14 protein-coding genes are annotated in these 10868 nt (G+C 29.3%); 1 reads left to right on the top strand and 13 read right to left on the bottom strand.

Annotated elements, in window-relative coordinates; genetic code table 11:
- From AJ889_RS04535 to AJ889_RS04525, 3 genes are all read right to left on the bottom strand, one after another.
- The gene (locus AJ889_RS04535) at positions 1-1353 is read right to left on the bottom strand and encodes a Cj0814 family flagellar-dependent secreted protein (RefSeq protein ID WP_070293201.1); all 1353 of its coding nucleotides are present in this window, start codon (positions 1351-1353) and stop codon (positions 1-3) included.
- A gap of 98 nt (positions 1354-1451) precedes the next feature.
- Positions 1452-2471, bottom strand: coding sequence for a fla regulon two-component system sensor histidine kinase FlgS (gene flgS, locus AJ889_RS04530; RefSeq protein ID WP_002852488.1), 1020 nt, complete (start codon positions 2469-2471; stop codon positions 1452-1454).
- 3 nt (positions 2472-2474) lie between these two features.
- Positions 2475-3353, bottom strand: coding sequence for a DUF234 domain-containing protein (locus AJ889_RS04525; RefSeq protein ID WP_074484757.1), 879 nt, complete (start codon positions 3351-3353; stop codon positions 2475-2477).
- A gap of 35 nt (positions 3354-3388) precedes the next feature.
- On the opposite strand from AJ889_RS04525, the gene AJ889_RS04520 reads away from it, so the two are divergent.
- Complete coding sequence (locus tag AJ889_RS04520; protein WP_002860760.1) at positions 3389-4663, top strand: aminotransferase class V-fold PLP-dependent enzyme; 1275 nt, start codon at positions 3389-3391, stop codon at positions 4661-4663.
- Here AJ889_RS04520 and purU read toward each other — a convergent pair.
- From purU to napG, 10 genes are all read right to left on the bottom strand, one after another.
- The gene (gene purU, locus AJ889_RS04515) at positions 4660-5484 is read right to left on the bottom strand and encodes a formyltetrahydrofolate deformylase (protein WP_002859821.1); all 825 of its coding nucleotides are present in this window, start codon (positions 5482-5484) and stop codon (positions 4660-4662) included. The genes AJ889_RS04520 and purU overlap by 4 nt on opposite strands.
- A complete protein-coding gene (locus AJ889_RS04510) occupies positions 5481-6599 on the bottom strand; it encodes a CCA tRNA nucleotidyltransferase (protein WP_002902791.1) in 1119 nt (372 codons plus the stop codon). Before AJ889_RS04510 ends, purU begins: the two co-directional genes overlap by 4 nt.
- Entirely contained in the window at positions 6568-7059 is a 492-nt protein-coding gene (locus AJ889_RS04505) for a CiaD-like domain-containing protein (protein ID WP_002867966.1), read from the bottom strand. The genes AJ889_RS04510 and AJ889_RS04505 overlap by 32 nt, the downstream gene beginning before the upstream one ends.
- Complete coding sequence (locus AJ889_RS04500; RefSeq protein WP_002859818.1) at positions 7056-7304, bottom strand: tetratricopeptide repeat protein; 249 nt, start codon at positions 7302-7304, stop codon at positions 7056-7058. The genes AJ889_RS04505 and AJ889_RS04500 overlap by 4 nt, the downstream gene beginning before the upstream one ends.
- Positions 7305-7382: 78 nt before the next feature.
- Entirely contained in the window at positions 7383-7556 is a 174-nt protein-coding gene (tatA2, locus tag AJ889_RS04495; RefSeq protein ID WP_002852615.1) for a Sec-independent protein translocase subunit TatA2, read from the bottom strand.
- 12 nt (positions 7557-7568) lie between these two features.
- Positions 7569-7907, bottom strand: a complete 339-nt coding sequence (locus AJ889_RS04490; RefSeq protein WP_002867967.1) for a chaperone NapD — start codon at positions 7905-7907, stop codon at positions 7569-7571.
- Positions 7900-8814, bottom strand: a complete 915-nt coding sequence (locus AJ889_RS04485; RefSeq protein ID WP_032584608.1) for a WD40 repeat domain-containing protein — start codon at positions 8812-8814, stop codon at positions 7900-7902. The genes AJ889_RS04490 and AJ889_RS04485 overlap by 8 nt, the downstream gene beginning before the upstream one ends.
- A gap of 4 nt (positions 8815-8818) precedes the next feature.
- The gene (locus tag AJ889_RS04480) at positions 8819-9343 is read right to left on the bottom strand and encodes a nitrate reductase cytochrome c-type subunit (RefSeq protein ID WP_072227270.1); all 525 of its coding nucleotides are present in this window, start codon (positions 9341-9343) and stop codon (positions 8819-8821) included.
- Positions 9340-10122, bottom strand: a complete 783-nt coding sequence (gene napH, locus AJ889_RS04475; RefSeq protein ID WP_074470854.1) for a quinol dehydrogenase ferredoxin subunit NapH — start codon at positions 10120-10122, stop codon at positions 9340-9342. The genes AJ889_RS04480 and napH overlap by 4 nt, the downstream gene beginning before the upstream one ends.
- A complete protein-coding gene (napG, locus tag AJ889_RS04470; protein WP_002866909.1) occupies positions 10119-10859 on the bottom strand; it encodes a ferredoxin-type protein NapG in 741 nt (246 codons plus the stop codon). Before napG ends, napH begins: the two co-directional genes overlap by 4 nt.
- Positions 10860-10868 lie beyond the last annotated feature (9 nt).

The raw sequence follows: 10868 nt of genomic DNA, 5'->3' as shown, positions 1-10868 counted from the left end.
CTAAACCCTAGTTTGTCCTATAAGATTATTAAGTCTATCCATTATAGAATTAACATAAGAGTCTATACTTTGGTTACTTGCTTTCCAACCATTAGCTTTTACTTGATTAAATTCTCTATCAAACCAAGCTCCACCATAACCTATGCTTGTATTTTGCCAAGCAACTCCTTTTTCCATTGCATATATATCTGCATCAAGCCAGCCATCTTGTGCATAACCTTTTAACAAACTTGCAAAATCAACTTTGCCTGTCATAATGTCATTTAAAGCAATGCTATCACCATTAAAACTTTCTTTAGCCATAGCCCTATTGTAAGCTTCTACTTTTGGATTAAGTGTGGTTTTTGGACTCTCAACAGGTTGTCCGCTACCATATGATTTTAAAAAACTCATAAATAAAGCTTCTTTAGAATAGCTTCCATCTTCATTTTGTGGATAAACTGACATATTAGGATTAAAAGTATCTATTGCAGTGTCTTTATCTAAATTTTGAGTTTGCATACTTTGCGGAGTGAAATTTAATGGTTGTAAGCCTATATTAATATGTCCAAACATTCCTAATTGTTCTGCTTCATTATATTGCTCTTGTGTATTATAATAGTTTGTTATTGTTAGCTTGTCATAATTTTTCGGCATAATACCTATAGTTTTATCAGATGATAATTCACTAATTCCCTTAGGCATAGAATTTATATCTGCTTCAGTGAAACTTGTTCTATTGGTATCATTAAAAACATAATTAATAATTTGATTAAATTGATTATAATATTGTTTTATGGTTTCAGCCATATCTATGTTTGTATAATATTTATCTATACCTAAATATTTTTTTATATCTGAAGTATAAGAGTTATTTTCAGCTTTCCTCTCTATCTCATCCAAAGTAGATTTATGTATCTTAAAATCTTCAGGAAGTCCCGCAGCTTTGTTAAAATCACTTCCCATATAACCATCTTTATCTACACTATAACCATAGGCTGTATTGGTAGAAGTGCTTATATCTGCTTGTTTATATTTTAGAGTATAAATAGAGTTTTTAAATTCACTAGATATATTATAATTAGGGGAAGCTGTTTGAGTGGTATTATTAATGCTAAGATTAGTGCTATTGCTAGTATTTGTTGTATTAGTAGAATTTGAATTATTGCTTAATGCATTGTTGTTACTTAATATTTCACTTCTTGCTAGAGTTTGTGAATTTTTACTTTCTATATCACTTAACTTGCTGGCATTTTGTTTTAAAAAAGCATTAGCAAAACTTATTTTAGAATTTTCTTTACTTTCTTTATTAGCTTTACTTTGTGAAAGTATAGAATTATAATTTGAGTTATCATTGATGCTAAAGATACTCATATTAATTCCTTGATTTAGATTTTTTTGCCTTCAATCTAAATATATTAAAATAATATAAGCAAGATCTGTTCCGTTTTGGGGTGAAAAGAAAATATTTATCACACCAAAGGTAAGGTAAAATAAAAATTCTTAGGATCACTTTGAAAACTTAACTCTCCCTTATGAGCGTTTATGATTTCTTTAGAAAGAGACAAGCCAAGTCCATTGCCTTTAAGTTTTGTTGTTTTAAAAGCTTCAAAAACCAATTTCTCATCTTTTATTTCACAACCATTATCATACACTCTGATGCATATTTTTTCATTATCATAACTTGCTAAAATTTTAATCATAGGCTTTTCACATTCGCTTTCTTCTATCGCATCAATAGCATTATAAATCAAATTTTGCAAAACCAAACCAAGAAGAGCTTTATCAGCACAAATCTGCTTATCCAAAAAAGATATTTCAAAGTCTATTTGAGAAGTGAAATTATAAGAGTTAATGGCACTTTCACACTCTTCTTTTAACTCTAAAAGATTAAAATTTAAAGCATTGATGTGTACACCCTTAGTAAAAAGTAGAGTTGAATTTACGATACGCTCCACTCTAGCAATAGCCTTTTGGATTTCAAGAACTATATGCTTATTTTTAAGCTCACTACGAGCAAAAAGGGTTGAAGCAAGTAAAGATATAGATCCAATAGGATTTCTTATCTCATGTGCCAAATGAGCCGCTACACTACCCATGCTTGCAAGCCTTTCATTGCGTTTTTCATCGCTAATATCTGTAGCTGAAACTATAGTTTTTTCATTATGCGCTATGATTTTTACCGCATAAAACCTACCTTCAAATTCAAGCTCATCACGAATTTTATCAAGACTAATGATACTAAGTAATTTTGGATTTTTCAAGGCTTCTTGATTTTGTAAAATAATATTTTTTTCTTTATCTAAAATCCAAAGCGCACTAGGCAACACCTCTATAATCTCATCAACCATTGCGCGTAAGGAGTTATAGTTTTCATTTAAAGTTTTGTATTCATTTTCTATTACATAAGTTTGTTCTATAAGACTTTCTAAGCCTTTTTGTAGGGTTTCTTTTTCATTTGAGTCTAAACTTTTTAAAATACTTTCATTCATTTATCATTCCTCTAATAAAATCTTAAAATCATTCAAATCAAGTAAAAGCAAATTCTGTTCGCATATTTTATCAAATTCCTTGCTAAAACCATTTTTTGAGATTATAATGTAATAATTTGGAGCCAAATTCAAAGACTTTGCTTTTGATTTTAAAAGATTTAAAATATTTTTACAAATTTTTTTATTTTTAAATTTAACTTCTCCGACAAAACGCAAATTTTCATCTCGATAATAAAGATCAAGTTCTAAATTCTTATCCCAGTAACTTTGCACTCCATTGATATTGAATTTTTTCTCAAGCAATTCTCTAGAAAGCTGTTCAAAACAAAAACTTTGATAAAGTTCAAATTTTTCTTTAATGCATTCTAAAACTTCTTTATAACGATTTTGCAAAATAAGCTTTTCATTGGGCTTTAAAAAATAAAAAAAGAAACGAGTAAATTGGTTGCTAAATATAATCTTATCTTGGACAACATAAGATCTTAGTTCTTTTTTGATTTTTTGTCTTTTATCTTTTATTTTTTTAGCTTCCTTACTATACTCAAGTTTTATTATACCTGTTTCTAAAAGATATTTAAGTGTAGATAAAGCTTTAAAATGCTGAATTTTTCTATTGATAGAAAAACGCTTGCGATTGTTTTTAGCTAGTAAAGTAAGAGCGTAAGAACTTGTTTCATCCAAGGCGAAATAACTTTTAATTTTTAGATAATCATCAAGCAAAATTCGCTCTATATTTGTAAATACATCGTCTTCAAAATTTAAAATGTTTAATTTTTCAAAACCTTCAAACACACTATAAAAATCAAAAAGCTTACTTAAAGACAAATTCTTATGCAAATCTACAAAGTTCTTAAATTTTATATTTTTCCTTTTATAAAGCATTTTTATAGTATAATTTTAGCAAATTTTTATAAGGATTGTATTTGCAAATTTCAGATTTAAAAAAAGAATTGATCTTAAAAAAAGGTATTTTGCATTTTGACTTCACAGCAAGTGCTTTAGCTCTAAAATGTGTAGAAAAAGAAATTTCAAAAATTCTCCCAACCTATGCAAACACACATTCTGATAGCTCTTTGAATTCTTTTAAAACTCAACAAATTTACGAACAAGCAAGAAAAGATATAAAAAAAAGTTTATCATTAGATGAAAATTTTGCCCTTATAGCCTGCGGAACAGGATCAAGCAGTGCTATTAAAAAATTTCAAGAATTGATCGGCATTTACATTCCCCCTCTTGTAAAAGAAAGATATTTTACGCAAATTGATAAAAATACCTTACCTTTAGTTATCGTAGGGCCTTATGAGCATCATTCTAATGAACTTTCATTTCGAGAAGGCTTGTGCGAATGTATTAGAATTCCCTTGGATAAAAATGGGGAAATTGATTTTGATTTTCTAGAAAAAACTTTACAAAAAAACAAAAAAAGAAAAATAATCGCTAGCTTTTCTTTAGCCTCAAATGTTACTGGGATATTAAGTGATTACAAACGCATTTCTGAAATGGTTCGTAAATTTAAAGGGATAGTTGCTTTTGATGCATCTAGTTTCATTCCCTATAAAAACATATCTTGTCAATACTATGATGCGTTGTTTATAAGTTCTCATAAATTAATCGGTGGTATTGGCGGTTCTGGACTTTTAGCCATCAAAAAAGATCTTTGTGGAAACAAGCCTAGCTTTGCAGCAGGTGGAACTGTGGGCTATGTTTCTCGCACTTCACAATGCTACCTTTGCAATGAAGAAGCTTTAGAAGAAGGAGGAACACCTGGAATTTTACAACTCATTCGCGCTAGCTTAGCTTTTAAAATCAAAGATTCTATAGGGATTAAAAATATAGAAAAAAAAGAAGAAATTCTAAAAGATTATTTTTTTGAAAAACTAAAAACTATACCTAATTTAATTTTATACGCAAAGAATTTAAAAACCCGATTGCCTATTTTTGCTTTCAATATCAAAGGAATTTCTCCTTTTGATATCGCTTACGAACTTAGTAAAAAATACCACATAGAAACACGCGCTGGATGTGCTTGTGCTGGGCCTTATGGTCATGATTTGCTAGGCTTAAAAGATAATCAAAAACTTAAAACAAAACCAGGTTGGTTAAGAATAAGCTTGCATTATACGCATGAAAAAGAGGATATTGATTATTTTTTTAATGCTTTAAATAAAACTATAATAAAATTATCGCATTAAAATATTATAGTTTTATTATTATATATAAAAATTCTATCTTCAAAAGCCAAATCAAGTGCTTTTGAAAGAACATCTTTTTCTATATTTCTACCTGCTTGCTGCATATCTTGCCAAGTAAATTCATGATTTACAGGCGAAACAGCTTGAGTGATAATAGGACCTTCATCAAGATTATTATTTACAAAATGTGCCGTAGCTCCAATTATTTTAACCCCTCTTTCAAAGGCTTGTTTATAAGGATTTGCTCCTATAAATGCAGGTAAAAAAGAATGGTGAATATTTATAATCTTGCCTTCAAAATGCCTAACAAAATCAGGAGATAAAATTCGCATATATTTTGCTAAAACCAAATAATCAAATTTATATTGTTCAAGACATTTTAAAATCTGATTTTCTTGCTCTTTACGATCTAAATTTTCAGCGCTGATAAAATGATAAGGAATTTCAAATTTCTCAACTAAATCCTTTAAAGAGTTGTGATTTGAAATCACAGCTTTGATATTTGCTTCAAGTTCGTTACTATAATGCTTTATTAGCAAATCTCCCAAACAATGACTTTCTTTAGTAGCAAAAACAACGATATCTTTTTTTCTCTTCTCGCAAAGCTCTATCAAGGCTTCTTGTCCAAGCATAGCCTCAAGCGTTCCTATAAAAGCTTCTTTATCAAACTCACCTTCTAAAAGAGCACGAAAAAAAAACATTCCTTCGCCTACAAATTCATCGTTTTTTACTATATTGATATGATATTTAAAAATAACATCAGAAATTCTATAGATTAAACCTTTTTGATCTTTGGTGCAAATTTTTAATACAGAAATCATTTAGCTAAACCTTTTATATATTCTTTTAATTCATTCTCTCTTGCTTCTTGAAGCTTTAAGCCAAGAATTTTACCACAAAATCCAGCATTTATGAAATCTTTTGCTAAAATTTTACTTTCAAACTTATTCTCATAAAGCCCTAATCTTTTAGCTTGCTCAATACGCTTTTTACTCCAAAGTCCAAGCCATTTCTTCAAAGGCATTTCAAAAGCAATTTTTGCTAGCTCAAAATCACTTATATCATCAAGATAAAAAGCTTGATTTGCGTATTTTAGGTATTCTTTTTGAAGTTTGGTTCTTTTAAAAAATATATCTTTTTCTAAATTAAAAAAATTCAAATACAAATACAAGAATAAAGCATCGCTTTTTACAAATTCTCTACTTTGTCTGAGCAAATTTTGAAATTCCAAACTCTTAAAAATACTCTCAAAGCCGAAAATCTGTTTTTCTAAGTCAAGTTCTTGCAAATATCTATAGCCAACATCAAGTCTAGGGCTTTTAAAGAATTTATAAAGCTCCGCATTGATCCTATCTTTGCTAAGATCAGTTATATCCATACTTTGCATCAATTTCAAGCTTTCGCTAGTTATCTTAAAGTTAAACCTTGAAGCAAATACTACCGCTCTTAATACTCTTAAACTATCCTCTTGAAAGCTTTGTTTATCAATATGCCTTAAAAAGCCTGCTCCTAGATCTTTTAATCCTCCATAAAAATCTAAAAACTCATCGTTAAAAAGATTAATCATCATAGAATTTATGGTAAAATCGCGTCTTTTGGCGCCAAGTTTTTCATCATTACAAATTTGAACTTCAAAACCTTTATGTCCATAGCTTATTTTGTTTTCGGTTCTAGCAAGAGCTAAATCATAATTTTTAAACTTATACACAAAAAAACTTTTTCCAAAGCCTTGTGCGCCCAATTTTTGCATAATCTTTTCAAAATCTTTAGGTTTTATATCATAAAGCTCTATATCATAGTCACAAATTTTTAAGCCTAAAAACAAATCCCTAACGCTACCTCCAACCAAATACGCTCGTTTAGTATAAGGCTTTAAAAACTCAGCGATAAACTGTAAATCGGGATTATTTTTTAAGCTTATCTTCGATATTTGCAAGCAAAAACTCTAAAAAATTTATGGTCAAGTTTAACCTATTTTCAAGATCATCTTTTTTTATGCTATTTAAACCTTCAAAAAGAACTAAAATTCTCTCTCTAAGATGTTTTAAAAAAATATCCTCATTAAGCGTTTGAACCTCTGTCATAACACTGGGATTTAAAATTTCACTTTGTAAAAAAGGCTCTTCTTTTTTAAACTCTTCATTTTCCTGAGTAGAAATTTCAATATTATTTTGTATTTTTTGCTCTTCTTCAAATTTTGCCATAGAAATTTTATCTTCTAAGTCTTGCGGAGTATCAAGCTCTTCGCATACAAACTCCATAGGCGGTAATTCATCTTTTATTTCAGTTTTTCTATTTAATTCTTGTTCTTTTAAAATTTCATTTTGTCTTCTTTGCTCTTCCATGATAGAGCTAACTTCGCTAATGGTTTTTTTAGCTAAATCTTCCAAATTCATATTTTTATCAACCACCTTTTAAATTCATTAATTTCTTCATCGCTTTTCATATTAATAAAAAAATCCAACATTTGAGTGTTTAAATCTTTATGCTTGGATCTAAAACCACTAAGACGACGAACCGCATCGATAGCGTTTTGGTTATCTGGATCTTCTTTTAAGATATTTTTATAAATTTCTAAAGCTTCGTCTTTTAACCCTTGAGCCTCATAGATAGAAGCTTCAGTGACTGTATTTTTCATCACTGTTTCCTAAAATTTTTCTTTAATTCTAGCAAAAAGCTTTTTAATTTATCTTTAAGAAAATAAGATGATTTTTAATGTCTATTTTGTTTTAAACAATTTTTCTATATATTCTTTTTTTTCTTTCTCTAAGCTAGAATTTAATTCTTTTTGTTCTTTTTTAACTTGCACTTTTAAATCTTGATTTTTAAAATACACATAATCAATTCCAAAAATAACACCAATTATAATAAGCAATGGGATTAAAAATACCATATACTTTACACTTTAAGAAAATTGATTAAATACACTACCATAGTAGCGAATATTCTCAGCATTTTCATTTTTTTCTATCGTTTCTATTGCGCCGCTATTGATTGCTTTTTGGATATCATCATTTAAATCTTGATAAGAAAAAACCATATTAATGCTGATAATATTTGGCAATTTCTCAAGCATTTTATAAGAGTTTAATTCATCTTCTAAATTTTCACTTTCAATCACAACTATAATCTTTTCATTTTCACAAAGTTCTACAGAACAAAAAGGAATTTCAGATATAGCCTTTTTTAAATCATTTATATATTCTTCTTTTGCTAAAATCAAAACACTAGAAAGATTATTCATCAATACTCCTAAACATTATACTATCACCAAAGCCTGAAACGATAAAATCTTTATTGTTTAAAAAAATAATAAACTCACTCATCAAATTTTCATTATTAAAAGTTTTAACAGGCTTAAAATCACTTGTGCTAAAAACTTCACTAACTCCAGCTTCATTATCGCTATAAACAGCCAATTCTCCATTAAGACTTAAAGCACAAGTATATATCAAAAAATCTTTTTGTAAAAAATTTTGTTCTTCATTTTTTACAACTCCTATACGCCTATCCGTTCCACAACTTAAAATAACATTATTTTTAAAATCTACTTGATAGATATTATCTTTATGCATTTTATCATAGTTTTTCAACATCTTCCAATTTTTCAAATCAAAAAGTTCTACTTCGCCACTCTCAAAACCTGCAATTAGTCTACTCTTATCTTCATTTAAAGCTGCATCATTAAGACTGGAATGGGAAAAATTAAATTTTTTTATATTTTTTAAACTTTTATCAATCAATTTTATTTCAGAACCAATAGAAATCAAAAGATAAGTATTTTCATTGATAAAAAATGCTTTTATTATGCTATTTTCTTCGAGCTTTTTGATTTGTAAATTTTCCTTATAAAAACTTAAATTTTTAGCACCAAAATCACCCTCGCTAAGTATTAAAAGTGTATGTTTAAAAATATCAATGTTGTAAATTTTAGCAAAATCATCACCATAATAATTTTTAATCTTTGGCAAAGATAAAAGTTCTTTTAAACTTTTATCTTTAATGTTATATTGCAAAATTTCACCTTTATCAGTGCCTATATATAAGTTTTGCTTATCAAGCTTTAAAGCTGTTATATTGGCATTTAATTTCAGCTCATAAGCATAAGACAAAACACAAAAAAGACTCAAAATAAAAAGAAATTTTTTCATTTATTTACTTTACACCCTCATTAATCACATCAATTAAATTTGAACGACTTTTTAATTGTTCATTTTTAAATTCAGGTTTAAAGCTATTTCCCACTAAAGGTTTTGCATCACTTTGTGGAACATGACACTGAGTGCAATTAAAACGACTATCGCTAATCACATCTCCTGTGGTTTTATTGTGTCTAAAATCATAATAATGACTAGCAGGAAGTGGAGTTGCACCAGCATCTGCTGCTATAGCCTTATCATGGCAGCTTAAGCACATATTGTTATCTTTAGTTATAGGTAACAAATCTTCAATAGCATGCGGAATTAATGGTGGTGCATTTTCATAAGAACGCTCAAAACGAGTAGATTCCCCAGGTTGTAAAGTTGTGAAATTTGCTTCCACTAAATTTACTTTATTTTCATTTTCTAAACTTGCTTTTCTAAGTCCAATTTGTTCCGAACTTACCCCACTATTCATTGCACAAGCGGCAAAAAATACCACTGCAGCACTTCCTAATAAAACCAATTTCTTCTTCATTATTTATTCCTTAAATCAAAAATATTAAAATTCAAAGCATCATCATTACAAACTTCTATACATCTTGCACACCTTATACACTCTCCTGATTTCACGCTAGTACTTTCTTTTCCAACCATCCACAAAACCTGTTTTTCAGGACAAATACGGATACATTCATAACATTTAGTGCATTTATCACTATCATGCTTTATTTTAAGCAAAGCAAAACGAGAAATAAAAGCATAAAAAGCTCCTAGTGGACAAAAATGTGAACAAATTGCCCTAGGACTTAAAAAAGTATCGATACAAAAAAGTATAAAGGCTACAAAAATCCAAGAACTTGTAGCAAAAATAATCCCTCTATGTATCATTCCTATATAAGAAAAACTTTCAAACACAGGCAATGAAAATACAAAAGAAAGGACTAAAACCAAGACCAATACAAAATAGCGTAAATTTTTAGGCAAAATTAAAAATTTATTATTAAGGGTTAATTTATTTCGCACAAAAGCAGCAAAATCTGTGATTAAATTAACAGGACAAACCCAAGAGCAAAAAACCCTTCCTAAAAGCAAACCATAGATAAAAAATATAATCAAAGCTCCTATTAAAGCCACTAAATCTATACTCCAGCTTGCTAGAATGATTTGCAAAACCGCAAAAGGATCGCTTAAAGGTATGGTATTAAAAAGTCTAGAAGAACTTAAATTTCCCTGCAAGATAAAATCTGTAGCTTTAAAACTAAAAAGCGCTAAAATTCCAAGCTGAACGATGCGTCTAGCAATTAAATACTTCATCACAGTTCTCCATCATTTAAATAATTGGTTGCTTTTTTAGCATCAAAATGTTTTGAAGTATCTGCATTTTTTATACGACCTTCATCTTTTTCATCCCAGCCTTTTACATAATGAGATCCTGCTTTTCCCAATACATACTCCCTTGGCAAAACACGAATGGCCGGTTTTTCAGTAATACAAGCCAGTTCACAAAGCCCACAACCTACACACACTTCATGATCCACACTAGGTAGTAAAAAAGCATGTTTGGCGGTGCGTTCATTGCGTTTAAGCTCAAGTTTTAAAGCCCTATCTATCAAAGGACAAGCTCTATAACAAGCATCACATTGAATTCCCCAGTGTGCCACACAAGAAGCACTATCAACAATAGCAATACCCATTTTCAAAGATTCTATACCCTGCTCTAAATGCTTTTTATCTAAAGCATCAGTTGGACATTCTCTAATGCAAGGAATATCCTTACAAAGATAGCAAGGAATTTCTCTTGCCTTAAAAAAAGGCGTGCCATTTTTTGGACTATCTAACAAGCTAGCAAGCTTTAAAGTATCATAAGGACAGGCTTTTACACAAAGCCCACAACGAATACATTTGCTTAAAAATCTAGCTTCATCTTCAGCCCCAGGAGGACGCAAAGCATAATTATCATCGGCTTTTAAAGCCAAATTAGCCAAAAATCCACCTCCTGTACATAAACATGCAGCCTTAAAGGCACTAACGAAAAATTCTCTTCTACCTTTCATTTAATCAAA

The organism is Campylobacter sp. BCW_6468 (genome assembly GCF_001762865.1).
In the GTDB taxonomy this organism is placed as follows: Bacteria; Campylobacterota; Campylobacteria; order Campylobacterales; family Campylobacteraceae; genus Campylobacter_D; species Campylobacter_D jejuni.
This window is presented reverse-complemented; position numbering and strand designations above follow the sequence as displayed.